This is a genomic window from Corallococcus sp. AB011P (assembly GCF_003611605.1).
In the GTDB taxonomy this organism is placed as follows: domain Bacteria; phylum Myxococcota; class Myxococcia; order Myxococcales; family Myxococcaceae; genus Corallococcus; species Corallococcus coralloides.
This window is the reverse complement of the sequence record NZ_RAVX01000011.1, coordinates 233900-255096: the sequence shown is the minus strand read 5'-3', so window position 1 is coordinate 255096 and position 21197 is coordinate 233900. Positions and strand designations below refer to the sequence as shown.

15 protein-coding genes are annotated in these 21197 nt (G+C 66.5%); 5 read left to right on the top strand and 10 right to left on the bottom strand.

Going from position 1 to position 21197, the window contains the following annotated elements; all coding sequences use genetic code 11:
• Positions 1 to 124: 124 nt before the first annotated feature.
• Positions 125 to 622, bottom strand: coding sequence for a DUF3304 domain-containing protein (locus D7X30_RS26230; RefSeq protein WP_120565700.1), 498 nt, complete (start codon positions 620 to 622; stop codon positions 125 to 127).
• Between the two features lie 191 nt (positions 623 to 813).
• On the opposite strand from D7X30_RS26230, the gene D7X30_RS26225 reads away from it, so the two are divergent.
• Positions 814 to 1587 (top strand): pentapeptide repeat-containing protein, encoded by a 774-nt coding sequence (locus D7X30_RS26225; protein WP_158619391.1) that lies wholly within the window; start codon positions 814 to 816, stop codon positions 1585 to 1587.
• 9 nt (positions 1588 to 1596) lie between these two features.
• Here D7X30_RS26225 and D7X30_RS26220 read toward each other — a convergent pair whose 3' ends face one another.
• From D7X30_RS26220 to tssK, 8 genes are read right to left on the bottom strand one after another with little or no spacing between them, the layout of a single operon-like run.
• Positions 1597 to 3450 (bottom strand): hypothetical protein, encoded by a 1854-nt coding sequence (locus tag D7X30_RS26220; protein WP_147443309.1) that lies wholly within the window; start codon positions 3448 to 3450, stop codon positions 1597 to 1599.
• 28 nt (positions 3451 to 3478) lie between these two features.
• Entirely contained in the window at positions 3479 to 9349 is a 5871-nt protein-coding gene (locus tag D7X30_RS26215) for a choice-of-anchor D domain-containing protein (protein WP_120565697.1), read from the bottom strand.
• Between the two features lie 9 nt (positions 9350 to 9358).
• Positions 9359 to 9844, bottom strand: coding sequence for a hypothetical protein (locus D7X30_RS26210; RefSeq protein ID WP_233591788.1), 486 nt, complete (start codon positions 9842 to 9844; stop codon positions 9359 to 9361).
• A gap of 23 nt (positions 9845 to 9867) precedes the next feature.
• Positions 9868 to 13569 carry a type VI secretion IcmF C-terminal domain-containing protein gene (locus D7X30_RS26205; RefSeq protein ID WP_120565695.1) on the bottom strand — a complete coding sequence of 1234 codons (3702 nt, stop codon included), beginning with the start codon at positions 13567 to 13569 and terminating at the stop codon, positions 9868 to 9870.
• Positions 13570 to 13572: 3 nt separating this feature from the next.
• A complete protein-coding gene (locus D7X30_RS26200) occupies positions 13573 to 13890 on the bottom strand; it encodes a hypothetical protein (protein ID WP_233591787.1) in 318 nt (105 codons plus the stop codon).
• The gene (locus tag D7X30_RS26195; protein WP_120565694.1) at positions 13887 to 14525 is read right to left on the bottom strand and encodes a DotU family type IV/VI secretion system protein; all 639 of its coding nucleotides are present in this window, start codon (positions 14523 to 14525) and stop codon (positions 13887 to 13889) included. The genes D7X30_RS26200 and D7X30_RS26195 overlap by 4 nt, the downstream gene beginning before the upstream one ends.
• A gap of 12 nt (positions 14526 to 14537) precedes the next feature.
• The gene (locus tag D7X30_RS26190; RefSeq protein ID WP_120565693.1) at positions 14538 to 15116 is read right to left on the bottom strand and encodes a hypothetical protein; all 579 of its coding nucleotides are present in this window, start codon (positions 15114 to 15116) and stop codon (positions 14538 to 14540) included.
• A gap of 27 nt (positions 15117 to 15143) precedes the next feature.
• Positions 15144 to 16397, bottom strand: coding sequence for a type VI secretion system baseplate subunit TssK (gene tssK, locus D7X30_RS26185; RefSeq protein WP_120565692.1), 1254 nt, complete (start codon positions 16395 to 16397; stop codon positions 15144 to 15146).
• A 309-nt stretch (positions 16398 to 16706) separates the two neighbouring features.
• Here tssK and tssB point away from each other — a divergent pair, with 309 nt between their 5' ends.
• From tssB to D7X30_RS26170, 3 genes are read left to right on the top strand one after another with little or no spacing between them, the layout of a single operon-like run.
• Entirely contained in the window at positions 16707 to 17267 is a 561-nt protein-coding gene (tssB, locus tag D7X30_RS26180) for a type VI secretion system contractile sheath small subunit (RefSeq protein WP_120565691.1), read from the top strand.
• A 50-nt stretch (positions 17268 to 17317) separates the two neighbouring features.
• Complete coding sequence (gene tssC, locus D7X30_RS26175; RefSeq protein WP_120565690.1) at positions 17318 to 18835, top strand: type VI secretion system contractile sheath large subunit; 1518 nt, start codon at positions 17318 to 17320, stop codon at positions 18833 to 18835.
• Between the two features lie 32 nt (positions 18836 to 18867).
• On the top strand, positions 18868 to 19515 hold the full coding sequence (locus D7X30_RS26170) for a hypothetical protein (protein ID WP_120565689.1): 648 nt from the start codon (positions 18868 to 18870) through the stop codon (positions 19513 to 19515).
• A 57-nt stretch (positions 19516 to 19572) separates the two neighbouring features.
• Here the strand turns inward: D7X30_RS26170 and D7X30_RS26165 are convergent, their stop codons facing one another.
• Positions 19573 to 20172: a hypothetical protein gene (locus D7X30_RS26165; protein ID WP_120565688.1), complete on the bottom strand. Its 600-nt coding sequence runs from the start codon at positions 20170 to 20172 to the stop codon at positions 19573 to 19575.
• Between the two features lie 54 nt (positions 20173 to 20226).
• Here D7X30_RS26165 and D7X30_RS26160 point away from each other — a divergent pair, with 54 nt between their 5' ends.
• Positions 20227 to 21195, top strand: coding sequence for a type VI secretion system protein IglI family protein (locus D7X30_RS26160; RefSeq protein WP_120565687.1), 969 nt, complete (start codon positions 20227 to 20229; stop codon positions 21193 to 21195).
• Positions 21196 to 21197: the final 2 nt, after the last annotated feature.

Genomic DNA, 21197 nt, shown 5'->3' with positions numbered 1-21197 from the left:
GTGTTCTACAACCGCAGGCGCCGTCACTCCTCACTTGGCTATGCGAGTCCAGCCGAGTACGAGCGACTGGCTGAGGTTTCGAGGCAGGCAGCGTAGTCAACCTGTCCACCGAAGCGGGTGACGCTCAGGGGCCACCCGAGAGAATGATGAAGGCATTCTTCACCCGGTCGAGCTTCAACTTCAAGTCTGGGTAGCCTTCGGTGAGCTCAGCTTTGATGCGTCCATCCGGGAAGAAGTGCACTCCGATGTGACGCGGGTTGGCGGTGACAGGGGCCTCGAGTTGGACGGTCTTTTCACACCAACGCTTCCGGTCCCGTGTCCACTGGATGGTCAGCTCCACGGGGAACTTCGTGCCAGGCGAGAGCCCCAGACAACAGGTGCCCTTGCCTCCACCGCTGGTCGTCGAACTGACCGAGAGGTCACCACCGCCCTGGCCGTTCACCTCGAAGCTGTCGATGGCGAGGTCGGTGTAGTTGTAGCCGTTGATCTCCAGTGAGACGGGCTTCGCGAGACCTGTGGACTCCTGGGGACCCGCCGCAGGAGGTTCCACCGGCTTCGGCGGCTTGCAAGATGCCGCCAACAGGAGGAGTCCCAGCCACGCGCTGCTGCGGACATTCATCATTGGGCGGGTCTACCCGGCTATTACCGGTCCATCCACCGCGGTGGAACGGGCTGTAGGTGCTTGGAGGCGCATCGCCTCCTGTTCAATCCCGCGTTCACCGTGGTATCCGCGTACTTTGCTGCCCCGCGAGGCCGGGGCCTCGTCCGCTCACGAGACGTATGAGCCCAACCGCTGGCACCAGGGGTCTTGTCATGACGTCGGCTTCTCCTCCTCGCTGGCGGTCCCCCTTTGTTCGCCTCGTGATTCCCGCGACGTTGTCGGTGGGCCTGCTGACAAGCTGCGAAAGCGCCCAGGACAAGCTTGTTCGTGGGTTCATGGAAACCAAGGCGTGTAACGGCTGTCAGCTGGTGGGGGCGCGTCTGGAGGGAGCCGTGTTGCCAGGGGCGCAGCTCCGGGATGCCTCCCTGCGAGAAGCACAGCTGGCCCGGGCGAATCTGCGTGGCGCGGATCTGCGTGGGGCCTCCCTGGCCGCAAGCGACCTGCGGCACTCCGAGCTGCAAGGAGCCCTGTTCGAGGGTGCCTACCTGACGGGCACCCAATTCCAGGACGCCAATCTGGAAGGGGCGGACCTTCAAGGCGCACGCTCCCTGGAGAGTGCGGATTTCTCGGGCGCGAATCTGCGGAATGCCCGGCTTGCCGGCAGCAGGTTCTTTGGCCCAGCAGGTCCGTATCAGCGCACCGAGCGTTCTCATTTCTATTCTGTCCCCAGCGGCGGGGCGAGCCTGCCGCGGGTGGACTTGCGCTCAGCGGATTTGAAGGACGCTGTCCTGGCCTACTGCAATCTGCAAGGCGCCCAGCTTCAGGGCGCCATCTTGCGCGATGCTTCGCTAGAGGGAGCCGACCTTCGCGGCGCGAACCTTCTGGATGCGGACCTGAAAGGAGCCCAGCTGGAGCATGCCCTCTGGGTGGATGGCACACGCTGTGGGCCTGGCTCCGTTGGTCGCTGCGCCCCCGAGAAGCCCTGAAGGGATTTCTCAGCGTTTCGTGCTGGTGAGCTGCTCCTCAAGGGTGGTGCGGACCTTGGGATACAACTCCTGCCTGCTGACTGAGTGTGAGACCCGCATGAAATAGGACAAGCCTCCATAGGAAACGGGAGGCGCGAAGTCCTGCCTGGCAAGCGCAAGTGGGGACGGTGCAGCAGTCTGATACGGGAAACGCAAGCTGGCCTGCCCTTGAGTCGTCTGCAGGATCGGAGAGGAAAGGGGGGTGACCTCCAGCTGCCCAACGCCTCGTTCCTTGAGAATGCCAACATAGGCTTCGAATACCGCGCACAACTCCGCGAGCGCCGCGACCGCTGGAATGCTGATCATTCCACTGGCCTCGCGGAAGAGTTTTACGGGATCGGTTGGAAGCGCAATCAGATTCGGTGGAAGAATCTTGTTTGCCTTCAGCAAGAGCACAATCGCGTCCAGGATGCGCCGGAAGGTGACTACGGTTTTTCCCCATTCGGAGATCATCGCGCTGACGGGGGCATGGTTGGCCAGGAGTGTGAAGATGAGATCCATCAGGTCGGTTCGACCCGAGGACCTAGCGTACCTGACCTCGCATTTCTCCAGGCGGCCCACGAACTTGTCATAGGCCGTGTCGAGGTGGAACTGCGCGTAGGTGTCTTCCTTGGTGACGTCGATGTCGACGATGCGATTCGCGAAGGGCGTCTTGGCGTACTGCGAGACCGGGGATGCGCTGGTGTTGTCGAAGCTTTGAAGCTGGTTCTCGAAGGTGGCGGCGATCAGATCGCAAAGCGGGCCGCTCAGGGTCTTGGGATTGACTTGAAGGAACCGGGAGAGGGCCCTCAGGAACCTGGCGGCGTGCAGGTCGTCAAAGAATCCCATGAGGGGGTATTGCCCGCTGCTTCTGCGTGCTTCGAAGGCCTTGAGCGTCGGGGACAGGCTTGTTTCGATCGCGAGCAGTTCAGCCTGGAAGCGGTTGGCGAGATCGTTGTTGATGATCTGCCGCTTCTTGATGAGTTTGCCTGCGAGTTCGGCGGGCTCATTGAAGGTGATGACGTTGTTGAGCGCGCAGATGACTTCGCGAGCCTTGGCGATGGTGCCTTGGACGTTTTTTATCGTGCTGATGCAGTTGTCGTAGAGCGCCTTCCCCTTGGTGGGGTCCATCAAGAGCTTCAGGTTGATTCCAAGGGACTTGTCTGTATCCCTGGGCCTGGTGGACTTGATGCCGCTCTCAAGGACGCTGGTGTTGAGCTTTACCTTCGAGAGTTGAGTGGTGAAGTCGTCGAACTCCGCCCGTTGAAAGGCGTCATGAAAAGGCAGGAGCGAGAAATCGGCGATGACCCGCTGTGTCAGGTCGTACTTGTTGTAGACGTTGATGATCTTGCAGTCTGCGTGAAGCGGCTTGGTGTTGACCTGGTGTTGCTTGGTGAAGAACGGTGTCGAGAGATAGGTGATGCTGCGGATCTTCCATTGGCGCGGCCACGTCTTGGCGGCTTGTTCCGTGAGCTCGTTGATGACATTCCCGCCATGGGAGTGGCCAATGAGATGGAATGCCACTTCGCGGCCAAGGAAGCCCTTGTAGTAGGCGCTTTGTCCCCCGGAGCCACAGAGGCGGTTGGCGAGGTAGGTCCCGGCGATCTCGCGATTGGTGGCGCCATTGTCTCCAGTCCATCCATGGGCCGTGAAGAGATGGACGTTGGTGTACCGTCGGCGCAGGTCCTCGATGGTCTTGCGCAAGCCGATGTTTTCTTGCCAGTACCAATCTGGGTCGAGCATGTTCCTGCTGCGTTGATAACTCGCGGAGCGGGCTTTCAGGTCGCTATTGACCGGGTCTACCGTTCCGCTCACCAAGACAATGATGTTGGGGATGTCAGACATGGGCTCCCTCGCTCTCTGAATCGCTGGCTCAGCCTCGTTCCTGCGCCCGCCGCCCCTGACGCGCCAGTCCCAACCCCAGCAGAAGCAGGAGCGCCAACGCCGCGCCCCCATCCCCGCTGGTGCCACAGGCGCAGCCGCCGCCCGTGCCGCCCAGGGTCCGGGCCTGGCCCTTCAGCGTGAGCGTGGCCTCCGCCGTCGTCTCTCCGCGCAGGCGCAGCTTCAACGTTCCCTCCGCCGGGCCTCCCACCTCGCCGCGGAAGGTGACGCCCACCGTCGTCTGCGCTCCCGGCGCCAGCTCCGCGTCCAGCGCGCTCGCGTCGATCACGAACGCCGCGTTGGTGTTCTCCACCACGCTCAAGCGCGCCGGCGACGCGGACTGGTTCGTGAGCGTCACCGTGCGCGGCGCGCTGGTGGCGCCAATGTCCACCCAGCCCAGATCCAACTCGAACGGCTCGATGGTCAGGAAGCTGGCCACGGACACACCCGACAGGGCCACCAGCGCCGCGCGCTCCTGGTCCTTCGTGCCCAGGACCAGCGTCGCCTTCGCCGCGCCAATCACCGACGTGTCGTACTTCAGGTCCAGCGTCAGCGAGTCACCCTGCGGCAGCGTGCGGCCCTCCGCTCCCAGGATGGGCGACACCACCACGAAGCTCGTGGCCTGGGGCCCCTCCACCTTGGGCTGCATCAGCACCAGCTCCTGGGTGCTGTCGTTGGTGAGCACCACCTTCGCCGTCGCCGGCTCCGCCTGGCGCACGGTGCCGAAGTCCAGCGCGCGATTGAGCGCCCGGAACACCGTGGAGAGCCCTCGGCCCGACAACGACACCTGCGCTTCCGGAGACTCAATGTCGTCCGTCACAATCAGGAGGGCGGCCCTGGACGTCACGTCCGGGCGAGGGACGAACTTGACGATGATGTCCTTCGACTCCTGTGCCGCCAGTGTGAGCGTAGTGGCGGACTCCACGCTGTAGTGCGACGGCTCGGAGTTCTCCGCCACGCCGATGATCTCCATGCCCTTCACCTTCAGCGGCTGGAGTGATTCATTGGTGATCCGCACGGAACGGATCGCCGAGGCGGAGGACTCGGCCACCCGCGCACCAAACTCCAACGTGGGCGTGGACAGGCTGAGCTGGTTCGTCCGGCCACGGCCTCCCAGCGTCACCAGGGTGGTGCTTGACTGGCTGTCGTCGGAGGTGATGCGCAAGACCGCGTTGAAGCGTCTCTGGCTGTCGGGATTGAACTGGAGAGGGACGTCCAGGAACCCTCCCTTCGCCAATTCAATGGATGAGGCGACACCCCCGAGGATGAAGGACCTCGCGTCTTCCCCCTCCAGACTGATGCTCTTGATGGTGAGCAGGCCCTCGTTGCTGCCAGCTCCGCCGTCCGTTCCCGCATCCGCACTTCCGCCCGGCCCCACATGGGTCAGTCGCAGGCGGATGAAGTCCGACTTCGTGTTCACCCGGGTGGCCCCGAAGTCCAGTGCGCCGTCAAAGGTCTCGCCGTCCTGGCGCGACACCTCCAAGCGCACGGAGGTGGCCGTGCCAGACACGGTGAAGGGGACCTGTGATGCCCCCTGCACGTTCAACCTTCCCGTCGCGGTCCTTCGCCCTCCTGTCGTTCCCAGAGGACGGAACCGCAGCTTGAGTTGAGCGGTTTGCCCCGCGGGCACCTGCAGTGACGAGTCCACCATGGAGAACTCAGAGCTGCCCGAGTCGAATTGCACCGAAACATTCGCTGCCGTGATGCCTGAGTTGTCGACCGTCACGAGTTTGTCCACGGACGAACCGAAGTTCACCTGCCCGAAGTCGACCACCGTCGACGGCATGGACACGCTGCCCACGCTTTCCACTTCCAGATTCACCGTGTCGGGGGTCGTCTCCGCGTTGCTTACGATGGTGAGCAGGCTTTTGCGCGTGCCTTTGTCGATGGGCTTGGCTGCGACGTTGAATGAATAGGTCTCTCCTGGTTTGACGGTAAATCCAGGAAATGTCAGCGGGCAGTCGCTGGGCTTGGGATTGGGCTCGGGCTCAGGCCGCAGGCAGAACTCCCCGGCAACGCTCACGGAGGAAACGACCAGGTCCGCCTTGCCGTCATTCCTCACCACCTGGAGCAGTCCGGTCCCTTCGACGTCCTTGGTTTGAGGCGGGAACTTGGGATTCCTCCCGCCAGGCAATGCCAGCACTGGCACGGTTCCCCGGCCGGAAACGTAGATGGGAAGCTCCGTGGACTCGTCGGAGTCGCTGTGGACGGTCAGGACCGCGTCCGTGGGCTGCGTCGTCTCCGGCCGGAAGCTGACCTCGATCTTCTGCTCGCCGTTCTTGTCAAGGTACAGGGGGAAGGTCTTGTCGGTGGTGACTGGTGTCACGCTGAAGGGCTCGTTGGCCTCCACGTTGCTGACCTTGAGTCTCGCGGACCCGATGTTGCGAAGCGTGATGATCTGGGACTTGGTGGTCCGTCGCGGGACCTCTCCGAAGACGACCTGGCTGCTGCTCAACTCCAGCTTCGCGATGGAAGCCTCTCCGGTCATGTCACGGACAAGCGCAAAGGAGCCAGTGGGCGTGGTCGTGAGCTTGATCTGGAGCTGCGCGGAGTATGAACCCGTGCTCGTCGTGGGATTGAAGGTCAGCCGGATCTTGCGTTCCCCCCCTTTGGGGATGGTTCTGAGCGGCCAGCCCTCCACATTCGCGAGGAAGCCATTGGACGGGGACACCGTCACGCTTTCAAGCGTGGCTTCGACCTTGCCTGAATTCTTGATGACAATGTCAATGACGCTGATCGAGTCCTTGAGTGTGGCGGGGAAATTGATGGCGTCTTCAGCCGCGGACAGCTCCGCATCCGCACCCAAGCCACTCAAGGGAAAGGTGCGCGTGGTGGTTACCCCCGAGTCGACGCCCTTGTAGGTAATCACCAGGTTGTCCTGGTACCGCCTCCCCACCTCGGTCGGGCGGAAGCTCACCTTGAAGGCCGACTGACGCGTAGAGCCAGGATCGAGCTTGGGCTCGGTGGCGGGAATCGGATCCACGGAGAACGCCGAGACCGACGGCGAGATGGCGATCGACGTCACCCGGAGCGGCTCGGAGGCGCCCACTGCATTCGTGAGACTCAGGCTCTTGTCGTTGATACAGGTCGCGTTCACCTGGCAGGACTCGAAGTCGAGGGAGTCCACGCCAAAGATGGCGTTGGGGCCACTGGATTTACCCTTGACGACGAGCACGGGCGGAAGCTGCCGGTCATTCGTGGTGAAGAAGTGCAGCCGCGTCTCCAGGTTGCCCGTGCTGGTCATCGGACGGAGGCGCACCTTCACCGTGGTGTCCCCTCCCGGCTGGATTGTTTGCGGCAGGAAGTCGACGACCTGGAAATGAGCGGCGCTTTCAGGCGTGATCCGCGACAGGAACAGGGCCTGGTTGCCGGTGTTGAACAATTTCGCCGTGGCCATGGACTCTCCTCCGGGGGCCACGGTCGGCAACTCCAGTGTTCCTTCTTCCAGTTCCAGGTTGGGGGCGAGCGCCTGTCCGGTGATTGCCACGGGGGGCAGGGACTGCGAGGCATCTGTTTGGAGCTGGAGCGTCTTCGAGTATGTGCCTGGGGTGGTCGCGGCGAAGGTCACCGTCACCAGGCCGGTGCCACCGTTCCTCTCGATGGTCCGGCCCTCCGCCGGAATGCCGGAGATCGTGAAGGGGGCCAGGACCCCGGGGGACACGGGGAACACCTTGATGGGCCAGTTGGTGTTGTTCGTGAGGATGACCTGCTCGGTCAGGTACGCGTCGCCGACAGTCCACTCCCTGAAGTCCAGTCGGGACGTGCTGATTTCCAGCGAAGTCTTGCGCGCGGTGCCATGGAGGGGCGCGTTGAACACGGCGGACGTCGTGGGCGACGTACCGAAGGTGAGCACGCCATTCACGGCTCCGTTCTCACTGGCGCCGGGGTTGAACGTGATGAAGAGCTCGCGTGTCCCTCCCGGTGCCAGGGGGAACGCCGTGGTGGGGCTCACGGAATAGGCACTGCTGCCCGTGGTCACCACGGGCGTCACCGTCAGAGAGACCGTTCCCGTGTTGGTCACCGTCACCTTCTTCTGCTCACTGCCCACGTCTCCTGCCTCCTGTTCGGCGAATTCGAACGAAGCGGGGGAAAGGGTCAGGTGGGCATTGCCCGGTGCCTTCGTTCCGGACAGTTTGAGTTCAGGTGGGGCAGGGTCGTTGCTGGTGAAGGTGAGCTTGCCGGTCGTGGCGCTCGTCTCCGTCGGGTGGAACGTCAGCTGAAGGCGCTGGGTGCCTCCGGGCGCGAGGTTGAATGTGCCCGAGACATTGACGCGGAATGGTGAGTTGGCGGGCAATGTCAGCTTGGTCACCTGGAGCAGACTGTCTCCGCCGTTCGTGACGGTGACCTCCTTGGGAGCGCTGTCGGTGTCGAACGGCGTCTCCTCGAAAGCCAGCTCATCGGGAATCAAGACAAGTTTCGGGCTTGATGGCGCGGAGCCCGACAGAGTCAAGGACTGATCGGGGATGTTGCTCTTGACGACGAGCGTGTCGGATGCCCCCCCGGGCGCAACTGGACGGAAGGTCACCTTCACTCGCCGGGTCTCCCCGGGCGCAACGCTGAAAGCGGTCAGGGTATCGACCCGGAAGGCGGCCCCCGAAGTCAGCTTCAGTTCGGTCACGTTGAGCGGACTGCCACCCTCGTTCCGGAGGGTGACCTCCTGGGGGGCGCTGTCGGTGTTCAGCGGCGTCTGCGGGAAGGCCATCACCGCGGGGCTGAGCACGAGCGTCGGGGGGGACACGACTGGCGTGCTGCATGTCAGGGAGATGGTTGGCCCGTCGGTGTTATCGATGACGAAGGTGAGGGGGTGGTGGTCCCAGCTCCCCACCGTCGTTGGGCGGAACGTCAGTGTCAGGCGTTGGGTCTCTCCCTTCACGAGGCTGAAGGCTCCCGATGGCGTGACGTGAAACGGCGAGTTGGCGGGCAGCTTCAACTGGGTCACGTTGAGCACGCTGTCCCCTTTGTTCCAGACCGTGACCTCCTTCGCGGCGCTGGTGGCGTTCGGCTGCGTCTCGTTGAAGACCAGCGCGGTGTGGCTCAAGCCGAGTTCCGCGGGGGCCAACCCCATGCCGGTGAGAGTGACGGAGGGCGGGGTGGCGCACGCGGTGGAAGCGCTCGTCAGGAAGAGCGTACGCGTGATGGAGCCCAGGTCATCATGGGTCAAGGGGGCGAAGGTCACCGCGAGCGTCGTCGAGGTCGCAGGCGCGAGGTTCGCAATGGCGGCGGACACGCTGAAGGGGGCGGTGACGGACGGCGCCAGGGCGAAGGGCTCATTGCCCAGGTTCATCACCGTGACGTTGCGCGGCGGCGGTGACGAGCCCAGTTCATGGGCGCCGAACGCCACGGATGTCTGTCCAACGACGATCAACGGGCCCGTGGCCGTGCCGGTCAGCGTGACCGTGATGACCGGGGCGACCGGATCATCCGTGTAGAGCGTCAGTGTCCCGTTGAAGTTTCCGGGCTGCACCGGAGCGAAGCCAACCCTCACGGTCATTGCGCCCGTGCCGTTGACGGGCGTGGGCGGCACGTTGCAGTTGGTGTCGCAGCGGGGGCCTGTCGCGCCGTACACGCCGTTGAAGGTGAATCCCCCGGTGATGCTCGCACGGTAGATCTTGCGATCCGTGGTGCCGGCATTGGTCAGTGTGAGCGAGTTCTCCTGCGGCATGCACGCCGCCTGCGGATCGAAGCCGATGGAGTAATCGTTCAACTCGAGCGAGGGAACTGGATCGTCGGGTCGCAGCGCCGCGGCACGGACCTGGACACGCGTGTCCCTGCTGTCCGCCACCGTGGGTGGTTTCTCAGCCTCGGGACCACAGGCGGTCAGGACGCACAGTGCAGCCGTCAGGATGTACAGGATGCGTTGCATGAGGCGACCTCAGTTCTCGGCGTGGAGGGCCGGGGCCTTGGCGGAAGAGGAGGGTGGGGGCTTCGGGGCGGCGGGCGGCTCGGGCGGCTTCGCCGCGTCGTCGCCTTCCTTGGGCGCCGCGGGCTGGGTGCCCGTGCGGATGCGCCCTTCGAGTAGCTCTATGTCCAGCGAGCCTGGCGTGGGCGTGTTGACGAACTGCTGCCAGGTGCCGTCCGGCGCGGTGAAGAGGAACGACACCGCCACCGGCGCGTTCTCCGGCAATGGCACCTTCAGGCGCTGCAGCGTGCCCGGATAGATCAGCGCCGACAGCAGCACGTCCGCGTCCGGCTGGAAGATGCGCGCGGAGACCTCGCCGTAGGACTCCACGGCGAACTGCTTTGGATCCACCTTGCGCACCAGCATGTACAGCGGCCGGCCCTGGTTCGTCCCTGACGGGGCCTTCACACTGAGATGCAGCGTGCTCGGCTGGCACGCGGCCAGGAAACACAGCGCCAAGGGGATGCAGCTTGCCCACGGTTTCATCGCGGCACCTCGCGGAACGGGATCCAGGGCTCACCCTTGAGCCCGAAGCGCAGGTCCATCACCCCGTCCGTGGAGGTGGCGCCTCGCGCTCTCAACGACCAACGGCGGTGCTGCGGGTCTTCCGTGGACTGGGACGACTCCAGCAGCCGGAAGCAGCTCCACGCCGAACGCGACTTCTCCAGCGACGCGTACTGCACCGACTGGTCCGCGGGCGCTCGCACCTCCAGCATCAGCGACGCCGTCTGCTGGTCCCACCACGCCAGCGGGAACTCCTGCCACGACGGACTCTGGTTGTACGCGAGGAACGTCGTCTTGCCGCACTTCAGCGAACCCAGCGTCACGAAGCTGCCCTGCGTGGGTGCCTTCGGCAGTGGCAACGGCATCACCTGCAGCATCAGTGGCCGCGGCCTCCCCTCCGTGTCCCACAACATGCGGGCCAGCCGCGACAGCCTCCCCAGCGTGGGCAACATCCCCTGCGGCAACGACAGCCGGGACTGGAGCGCGCCTCGCGCCACCCACTCCGAGCCTCGCTCCTCGCACACCGGCGCCAGCACCCGCGTCACGAACTCCCAGAACGCTCCGTCCTGCTTGCGCAGGACCTCCAGGTCTCCCGGATCCACCTCCTGCGACGCGTCCGGCGTGAACGGATAGCGCCCCAAGAGCGGACGCAGGAACCGACCCGAGGCGTCGTCCCATTGCCGCTCCAGGGTCCTCTCAATCTCGCGCTGCCCCAGCTCGCGCACCGCGAGGAACGGCTGACGGAAGGGCTGCCGCAGCTCTCCGATGAGCCCCTGCTGGTCCAGCCACGCGTCCACCTTGCGCAGGTAGGACGTGTCGTCCTCCAGCATCATCGCGAAGGCCAGGCGCCCCAGCGGCGTCAGCAGCTCCGGAAGCTTCGCGGCCCCGCTCGCTGGCTGCGCGCTGCCGGTGGCCAGGCCTCCGTTGAGCGACGCCGTCGCCTCCGCGGGCACCACGCCCGGACGGGGCACCGCGTTCAGCTCGTCCGACATCTGGGCCACCAGCGCGCGGTAGGGGTTGAGCGCGGTGTAGTTGCCCGTCTCGTCCGGCTTCATCACCGTGGCGATGGGCTTGAACGGCGCCACCGCGTTGCGCAGCGATTCGTAGAAGGGCCCGTCCAACGGCTCCAGCGCCACGCCCTGCGCCACGTCGCGCAGCATGTCCACCAGCTCCGAGGACGGCTGCGTGAGACGCGACAGCTCCTCCGCCAGGAGCGCCGGAATCACCGCCTGGAAGCGGTAGGTGGACACGCGCTGGAAGAGGCGGTTGCGGTACTGGTACGCGAACTGGTTCACCTTGCGGCGCACGTGCTCCTGGCGCTGCGACACCTCCTCCACCGGCAGCCCCGCGCCTTTGATTCGCGTGGTGAACTCGTCCACCAGCGGGCGCAGCCGCGTGTCGAACTCCAGCCGGTCCGCCGCCAGGGTCGCGCCGCTGCGCGACGCCACCGCCTCCTCGCCCTCCATCACGCCGAAGGGCAGGCGCCCCGTCTTCTCGTGGTAGCGCAGCAGTGCCTGGTGCAGCAGCCGCGAGCCGTCCTTGGGCCGGAATTCGAAGGTGCTCTGGAGCACCGGCACCTGGAGCACCGCGGGGCCGTTGCCCGGCAGCCACAGGCCGTCGCGCACCAGCAGCTCCGCCACGGTCATCTTCTGCACCGCCTTCACACCCAGGTACGCCTCTTCCTCCATGCGCAGCACGTTCGTCAGCGCGTCCCGGTGGTCGTTGATCCACGCCACCGTCTTGAGCGTGGAGGGGATGCCCCGGAAGCGGCTGGTGTCCACGCGCGCCTCGGAGGCGGCCAGGAGCTCCAACGCTCGCGGCAGGCTGCTGAAGCGCGCGCTGTCGTCCAGCAGCGCCTGGAGCCTGCGGCGCTCGTCCTGCATGGCCTCCAGGTCCGCGTCCAGCCGCTCCAGCTCGCGCGGCTCCACGGCCCGGTTCGCCAGCAGGTCCTGCAACCGCCGCAGGTGCGCCTGCCACGGCATCAGCTGCGCCTCCAGCGTGAGCGGCTCCGGGAAGGGCCAGCGCGCCCAGCTGGCCTCGGGCGTGTCCGGCGCGGACCACGGCGGGTTGCTCATGGTGACGTAGTCGGCCACCAGGGACTCGTTCAGCCCCACCGCCGTCACCCACGAGCGTCCTGCCTCCAGCGCCGCCACGTCGCCCGCGGGCTCGGCCGTGCCTCCCTCCGACACGAAGCTCCAGTTCGGGCGCGTCTTCAGGCTGGACAGCACCAGCTGCCCCAGCGGCTCCTCGCGCGAGCCGTGCAACGTGGCCAGCAGGTAGACGACCTGCTCCGGACGGCACGTGTCCGGCTGGCGGTGGCACTTCTCCAGCGCGGGCCGGATGTGCGCCTCGCGGATGCCCCGGGCCAGACGCTGGCGCAGGTCCTCTCGCGCGCCGGTGAAGCTGTAGCGCAAGAGCGGCCACGTGTTCATGGCGCTCCACAGCGAGTCCAGGGAGTGGCCTGCCGCGAGCACCGGCTCCTGCACCGCGGCCCCGGACACCGCCTGCCCCTGGTCGCGCATGCGCTGGACCATGTCCTCGAAGCGCTGCACGCGCGTGCTCGCCTGGCCCAGCCTCCAGGCGAAGTGCCCGTACGCGGCCAGCAGCGGCAGCGCGAACGCCAGGCCCAGCAGCACCGCCCGGCGCAGGTGCGTGTGCAGGTAGCGGTCGTGGACCGCTCGCGCCGTGCTGGCCTCGGCGGACACCGAGAGGACGTCCGGATCCCTCGCGTCCTTGTCCGCGGAGGACAGCGACACCGTGGCCAGCCGGGGCGCGTACGCCAGCGTCTGGCCCTCCATCAGCGCCGTCACGAAGCGCGACAGCGCCTCGAAGGGCGCGTGGCCTTCCGAATAGAAGCGCTCCAGCCGCTCGAAGGATTCCACCGGCAGCGCCGTCAGGCCCAGCGCCAGGTACTGCTCCTGCGCCTTGAGCAGCGAGCCCAGCTTGCCCTCCTGGCCGGGCGGGGGCAGGGGGAAGCGCAGCGGCACGTGGTGCGCGCGCAGCAGCTTCGCGAAGTCCGCGTAGCCCTCGCGCTCATCCAGGTGGGTGAGGCACACGCGCGTCTCGAACGCGCCCCCGCGGACCTCCGCCAGCAGGTTGAGCTTGCCTCGCAACAGCTGCGCGGCCCGGCGCACCTCGTCCGGGGGCGTGTCCTGCAGCCAGCGCGCGTCCAGCACCAGCACCGCCAGCGCCTGCTGACCGCCGCCGAAGCTGTCCCTCCACAGCCGGCGCAGGGCCTCGCGCGCCTGGGGCGACTCGTCCTCCAACAGCTGCGGGGACACCTCCTGGGCGACGACGTCCGCGCCCAGGTACACCTGGAGCAGCGAGTCCGTGAGGAGGCTGGGCAGGAACTGCCGCGCCTGCCGCTTCCAGTCCAGGTCCAGCTCGATGAGCCGCGACTTGCCCGCGCCCGCCGGCCCCATCACCACCACACCCGGCAGGTCCCGTACCGCCACCCGGTGGCGCAGGGGCAGCCCGGCCAGGAACTTCTCGCGCACCTTGCGCAGCCGGTTCTTCGCCAGGGGCTCCGGCGCGGCGGTCCCTCCGGCCGGCGCGCTCTTGCGCTTCGCGCGCCACACGAGGAACAGCGGAATGCCAATGGCCAGCAGCGCCACGAGGAGCAGCGCGTAGGGCTTCCACTTCGGTGGGATGAACGCGATCAGTTTCTTGATGACATCCATGGCTCAGCGCTCCCCCCAGCCCAGGACGTTCCCAGCCCGACCCGCGCGATGCAGGGCCTCCAGGACGTCCTCCAGCGTGTCCACCGTGCCCGCGAACGACGCTCTCGCCTTCTCCTGCTCCTCCGGCGACAACCGCGCGTCACCCGGCCCCGGCATCAGGCGGGCCAGCGTCTGGCCCAGCTCGTCCAGCATCGGCTCCAGGCCATGGCGCCCGACCCCCAGGCGCGCGGCGACGGTCTTGCGCACCTCCTGGAGCAGCGCGGGCGCCGCGTCGATCGTGGCCGCGGCCGGAGCCTGGGGTGCGGCGGCTTGTGGCTTCACCGGGTCACCCACCAGAGCAGGCCCTGCAGCCCCAGCACGCTCGCGGCGCTGACGGCGTAGTAGCGGGCGGGAAAGGCGTAGAGCAGCGGCCCGATGGACTCGCCGGACGCGGCGGGGGCGGGCGGCGGCGGGGGCGTGACGATGCGCGCGGACAGCCGCTCCTGGTACTCGCGCAGCTTCGCCGTGTGGCCCAGGTAGCGGCCTCCGAAGCCCGCAGTGATGCAGAAGTGGAGCATCTCGAAGAGCAGCGCGGGGGAGCCCGGCTGATCCAGCCGTTGATCCGCCAGCGTGTAGAAGGCCTCGCCGCCGCCGTCTTCTCCGAAGAGGCGGTACTGCAACAGCGGCCACAGCGGCTGCTCCGCGTCCGCGAGCCGCAGGAGGACGCGCTCGTCCACCAGGTACGTGAAGGGCCGCAGCGCGTCCTGCACCTCCTCGTCGCGGGCGTGGGCGCCCAGGCCCGCGCGCAGCCGCTCAATCACCTCCAGGAGCTCGTCGTGGAGCCTGCGCAGGCCCTCGCGGCCCAAAAGCCCCGCCGCCGCGGCCGACCCGGGCGCGGCCTGCGGCAGCCATCCGTCCAGCACGGACTGGGCCTGCCGGTACTGCGTGAAGACGACCTGCCAGTGCTCGAGCTTCATCGCGCCCCCCCGTCAGCCCACGTTCACCATGCTGCCCTTGAGTTCCGCCACGCCGTCCGCATTGAGCGCCAGCTTCGCTTTCGCGGTCACCTTCACCTGCGCTCCCTCCATGGCGATGTCCTTCTGTCCCTCCGCCTTGACGGACGGGGCCTTCAACGCCACCGCGCCGCTCTTGGCCTCCACCTGGATGTCGTCACCCTCCACGGTGAACTTCTTCGCCGCCTTCAGCGTCACGGCCTCGTCCGAGGAGAGGGTCGCGTCCTTCGCCGCTGTCTGCGTCAGCGCGTCCTTCGTGGTGACCGTGAAGGCCTTGGCGCTCTCCAGAGCGAACGTGTCGTCGCTCTTCCACGACGACGCCTTCGTGGACGTCACCTCGATGGTCTCCGCCTTCAGCACGAAGGACTTGCAGGTCACCGTGACGCTGTCCTGCTTCTGCACGATGGTGCTGGTGGCGCTGTCGCCCTTCACCTCCAGGGTGATGGCCTCGCCGTCCATCTTCACCGTCTGGAGGATCTTCCCGTCCTTGTCCTCCGTGGTGAGGATGAGGCCCTTCTCCTTGTCCATGTCGATGATGCAGATGAGCTTGGGCATGCGCGCCGTTCCCCCGTCGGTCCGCCGTCAGGCCCTGCGCCAGTAGAGGAGCACCTGCGCCCCTTCGAGCGCGGGCGTGGCGAAGAACGTGAGCCCGTCCTCGCGCGTCGCGGACTGCCATTCCTCGCTCTGGGGCGTCAGCTGGTACCAGTCGATGTCCGCGTCGAAGGCGTGGGGGAACGACGGGAAGGCCACGTGCCGGTACGGCACGCCCTTCAAGGCCTGGCGCCGCACCGCCGGCAGCCGCAGGGGACTGGCCAGCTTCACGCCCTCCATGGAGCGCGGCCGGTCCCGCTCCTGCCGGCGCACCAGCAGGTAGAAGTCATCCGGCGGCGGCGTCTCCCTGGGCAGCGGCGTGAGCTTGAAGTGGCCGTCCTGGAAGTCGAAGACCCGGTAGGACAGGGGGCTGGCCTGCGGGCGGAACCCGCGCGTGAGCAGCTCCATCCACCGCGCGATCCCCGGACCCGGCGCTTCGTGCTCGTACGCGGGCAGGTCGTCGTCCGGCTCCGCCTCCAGGTAGCAGCACGTCTCGAAGTACAGCCGCCGCAGCGCCTGCACCAGCGGGTACGGCGGCGGCTGCAGGCCGTGGCGCATGTCCTGGCGCAGCACCTGGAGGCTTCGCACCTCGCACAGCGCCCGCCGCGCGCTGGCCAGCCGGTCGCCTCGCACCAGGCCTTCGCGCAGCGACGTGCGCAACTGCCCCTGCGCCTGCTGGAGCAGGCCGTCCAGCTGCTCGAACAGGGGCTCCAGGAACGGGTGGGGCCCCACGCTCAAGAGCGGCGGCAGGTGCGTGGCGGACAGCTGCCAGGGCCCGTCCGCGTTCCGGGTGAAGACGGCCAGCGACAGGCTGCTCACCGTGTCGTCCACCACCGGCTCCAACGACAGGCACAGCCTCCGTCCCGCGCGCACCACGCTGGGGGCTTCACCGCCCGCGGGCGCCAGGTCCTCGCGGGGCTCCAGCACCGCCAGCAGGTGCAGATACACCGTCACCCGCATGCGGCCCGTCTCCTCGAGCGACAGCGGTGTCACCTCCGCGTTGCCCGGCACCTCCACCAGGTGGCCGCCCGGTAACACCGCGGTCAATTCCTCCAGCGCCACCGAGCCCTTGGCGAGCAATACATCGTTGAAACGCAGCGCGCTCACGCCCACCACCGGCAGGCCCGCGAAGCCCGCGTAGCGCCGGGCCTCCGTGGAGAGGGATTCCTCCTGGGCCCGGAAGTGTTCGGGCAGCAGGGTCTGCCCTTCCTGCCACAGGACTCGCGCGAGTGTGTCTGGGTTCATGGCAGGGGCGACGGGAGCGGGTTTCCTGTCACGGGGACCGCCCGGGGCAAAAGCTTGCTTGGGCTGGGTGACAGTGTTTAGAAAAAGCTACCGGCCTGGAGCCTGCGACGTCAAGTGAGCCTGGATGATCCACCGTGTCTGGTTTCCTGCCCTGGAGGGCGAGGAATGCCACGGGTTGGGTCTTAATTGGCTCCCCGGGTTGCGATGCCCCATCGTGGCAGGTCATGTGTTGGGGGTGTATTGCTTTTGTGTATTGCCATGGTTTATCAATTCCTTCACAAAACGGCGGTTCAGTTCTTGGGGGTACTCATGGCCATCACCGACGAAATTCCCAGATCACGCATCACGCTGACCTACCGCACCCAGGTGAATGGCACCCGGGCGGACAAGGCGCTTCCGTTCCGGCTGCTGGTGATGGGGGACTTCTCCCGGGGGACTTCCAACGACCGCAAGAAGGACCTGGATCAGCGGGAGATCCGCAACCTGGATGGCAAGAACCTGAACCAGGTCATCCAGAACATGGGCATGACGCTGAACTTCAGCGTGCCCAACCGCGTGGACAAGAAGGACCCGGTGGATGGTTCGGCGCCGGCGCCGCTGCAGGTGAGCCTCAAGCTGGACTCGATGAAGTCCTTCAGCCCGGTGGACGTGGCCCGCCAGGTGCCGAAGATCAACGCGCTGCTCACGCTGCGCAAGCTGCTGCTGGAGCTGCAGGGCAACCTGGACAACCGCAAGGAGTTCCGCCAGCTGGTGCGTCAGCTGGCGCAGAACCCGGAGGCCGTCCAGAAGCTGAAGACGGAGCTGGCCGCGTTCAAGTCGATGAGCCTGCCGAAGCTGGCCGCGACGAACCCGCAGCCGCCGACGACGTGATGCCGGGCGCAAGCCCTTCCCCACGACCTTCCTGAACGAGGCCTTTCTCCATGCCTACCCCTCCTGCGTCTTCCACCACCGCGACGACCGCCGTGGCCGATGTGCCCCTGGACCTTCCGCTGTTCCTGAACAGCGTGCGGCTGGGCTCCGTGCCCGCCGCGCGCGACCCCTCCACCCAGACGGACCTGCTGGTCATCCCCGACGACGCCACCCCCGAGGAGCGCTTCGTCTCCAGCCTGGCGGCCATGGTCCACAACATGGACATGGACGAGGGCCGCTTCGACAAGCAGACGGTGCAGGAGCTGGTGGGCACCATTGACGCGCTGGTGTCGGATCAGCTCAACGCCGTGCTGCACGCGCCGGAGTTCCAGGAGGTGGAGGCGCAGTGGACCGCGCTCAACGACCTGGTGCGCAACACCAACTTCAAGGCCAACATCGAGCTGAGCCTGCTGGACGTCTCCAAGGAGGAGGCCTACAGCGACCTGGAGACGAACGCGGCGGACGTCGCCGGTTCGGAGTTCTTCAAGAAGCTGTACGTGGCTGAGTACGACCAATACGGCGGCGCCCCCTACGGCGCGCTGGTGGGCCTGTTCGAGTTCGCCAACACGCCGCAGGACATGCTGTGGCTCAAGACGATGGGGAAGATCGCCGCGGCCAGCCACGCGCCGTTCGTGGCGTCCGTGTCCCCGCGCTTCTTCGGCTGCGACACCATGAAGGAGGTGTCCCAGCTGCGCGACGTGGCGAGCCTGCTGGACTCGCCCAAGTACTCCGCCTGGAACGCGCTGCGTGAGACGGACGAGGCCGCCTACGTGGGCCTCACGCTGCCGCGCTACATCGTCCGGCCGCCCTACAACCCGGAGACCTACCCGGCCCCCGGCATGAACTTCGCGGAGGCGGTGAAGGGCGACAAGGAGGAGGAATACCTCTGGGGCAACGCGGCCATGCTGTTCGCGCGCAACCTGGTGCGCTCGTTCGCGACCTCTGGCTGGTGCCAGCACATCCGCGGCCCCAAGGGCGGCGGCCTGGTGGCGGGCCTGCCCGTGCACCTGACGCACCTGCGCGGCGAGGAGGAGATGAAGCTGCCCGTGGAGATGTCCATCCCGGACTTCCGCGAGCTGGAGCTGGCCAACGGCGGCTTCATCCCGCTCATCCACAAGAAGGGGAGCGCGGAGGCCGTCTTCTTCAGCGTCCAGTCCCTCAAGAAGGCCAAGGTGTTCGAGGACACGAAGGACTCGGAGAACTCGCAGCTGGTGACGAACCTGGCCTACACGTACTCCATCAGCCGCATCGCGCACTACGTGAAGGCCATCATGCGCGAGAACATCGGCAGCACGGCGAACGCGCCGTACATGCAGCAGCAGCTGGACAGGTGGATCTCCCGGTACGTCACCACGCTGGTGAACCCGGATGACCTGACGCTGCGCTACTACCCCTTCAAGGCCTACAACCTCACCGTGGCGGAAGTGCCCGGCAAGGTGGGCTGGTACCACTGCAACCTCTCCGTCCTCCCGCACATCCAGTTCGAAGGCATGAACGTGGACCTCCGCGTGGATGCGCGGCTCGGCTGACAAACCCCGCAGCAAAATGGAGGACCGAAACCATGGGTGATGGACCGCTTGGCATTTCGTGTGACTGGCAGCAGACCATCCAGCAGCGCCCCCAGAAGAACGTCCCGGTGGGCTACCTGCTGGACATCAAGGGGCTGGGCAAGGACGACGGCTCCTTTCCCAAGAGCAACGGCCTCTTCTACACGCCGTTCGACGGTGAGGCGACCTTCAGCGAGGTGAAGATCGAGAAGGTCGGCGCGAAGAACGCCGTGCGCTGTGTGGGCCTGATTACCCAGCTCCAGTGGGAGGGCGGCAAGCTCGACCCCATGGACTTCACCGTGCTCATCAGCCCGGAGAACAAGCCGGACTTCACGGGCATCACCAACACCGAACTCAAGAAGCTGGTGTTCTGGGTGTGCGAGTGGGACAGCGCCGCGGGCAAGTGGTTCGAGAAGTGCTACCCCCTGGGCGACGAGTCTGGCGGCGAAGCCAACATGCTCAAGGGCCGCATCAACCAGAAGGGCAACGAGGTGATGCTCCACGTCGGTGAGCCGGAGAACGTGGGCGTCACGGACGTGAAGTTCTGCCAGATGACCTTCCAGGTCATCCCGGACAAGCTGAACCTCTGCAACATCCACTACAGCCACAACTCCGAAGCCAAGGATGTGTACAGCTGGGGCTACAAGGAAGGCGGCCAGTAGCAGCCGGGTGGAGGGACGGGGAGGGCGTCAAGCCGCTCCCCGTTCCGCATTTTCAGCTCACTTGTCACTGCCCCACTTGGTGACACGGCGCTCCTGGGAGTTGGTGGCGAACTCCAGGGTGGTGCTCTTCTTGGGTGCGGGCACCACCCGGAAGTCGAAGCGGTGGAAGCGGATGTCCAGGTCCGTGGCCAGCGTGGTGGGCTGGTTGTCCAGGAAGACCTTGGGGCGGCCCTTCTCGGTGTCCATCAGCGCCTCGGCGGTGGCGGGGCTCTTCAGCTTGGCGGCTTCGAACCAGGTATCACCCGCTTCATCGAAGTCGATGATGGCCCACGCCAGCTTCAGCCGCAGGTTGTCCAAGGGCTTGGCGAAGTGGTTGAGCACGTTGGCCGCGGTGGCGCGCCCCACGTACACGCTGAAATCCAGGGGACCGGAAGCGCCATTCATGGACAGCCGTCCAATCAGGCCAATGCATTGCGCCGTGGGCCCGAAGTCACCCACCGTGGGGGAGGACAGGCTGAGCTCCTTCGTCAGGTTCAGCCCCCCGCAGCCATTCCATTCGAGCAGATACCCCAGCGCGCCACGGAAGCCGGGCCGGTATTGAAACCCGGTCTGCCAATTGCATTCGAGTTCGAGCAAGTCGGGTTTCGCGATGGCCATGGGCGTCTGTCCTTGTGAATGAAAGACATGTAACATGAAGTGGAAAGACAGACCATGAGAGACCTGAGCCTGTGCCTGCGCCCCGTGGAGGGCGGAACGCTGGAGCGCCTGGAGTCGCATGATCAGCGCTTCCTCACGGTGGCGGACCTGGTGCAGCGGGAGTCCTACGCGGAGGCCGCGGACGCCATCGAGGCCCTGGACGGTGAAGGGGTCTACGAGGTCCGGCTGTCGGCCTACTACCTCTTCGCGGCGCTGCGCGAAGACGGGCTCGTGCGCCTGCCGGAGGTGCTGGAGGTGCTGGTCGCGCTCGCGCGCGCGGCGGCGGAGGAGGCCGCCCAGGGCGAAGGGAAGGACAAGTCCAAGCCCGCGGTGCTGCTCAACAAGGCGCTGACGTGGCTGTTCCAGACGCTGCTGAGCGCGCTGAAGTATCACCACGGCAAGAAGGACGCGGGCTGGGAGGCGTGGACGAAGGGCTTCACGGACGGCAAGCGCAAGGACGCCCTGCGCGGCATCCAGACCCTGCAGGGCGCGCTGGAGGGCTCCGCGTTCCGCAACGGAGCCCAGGGCCTGGCGGGGCTGGGACAGTGGCTGAAGGAGACGCTGGAGCGCGCGGCCGCTCCCGCACCGGCCCCGGAGCCCGCGAAGCCGGCCGCTCCCGCGAAGGGACGGAGCGCGAAGGCCGCCGCGCCACCTCCGTCGTTCCCCCGCACGACGGGGCCGCTGCAGCTGCGCGGGTCGGCGCACCTGCTGGAGCTGTGCGACAAGCTCAAGGCCTTCGAGGTGCTGGTGGAGCGCGGGGACTTCCAGAAGGCCGCGCTGGTGAGCGACGACGTGCTCCGGACGCTGGAGGACTTCGACCCGCGGCGCTACCTGCCGGAGCTGTTCTCGTCGTTCGGCGCGCTGCTCAACCGCCACGTGGGGGAGATCCAGGAGCACTGGGAGCGCAAGGACTCCATGGAGTGGCGCACGCTGTCGCAGTTCTACCAGGTGGACCTGGGCGCCTTCGTGGGGCCGGGCGAGTGAGG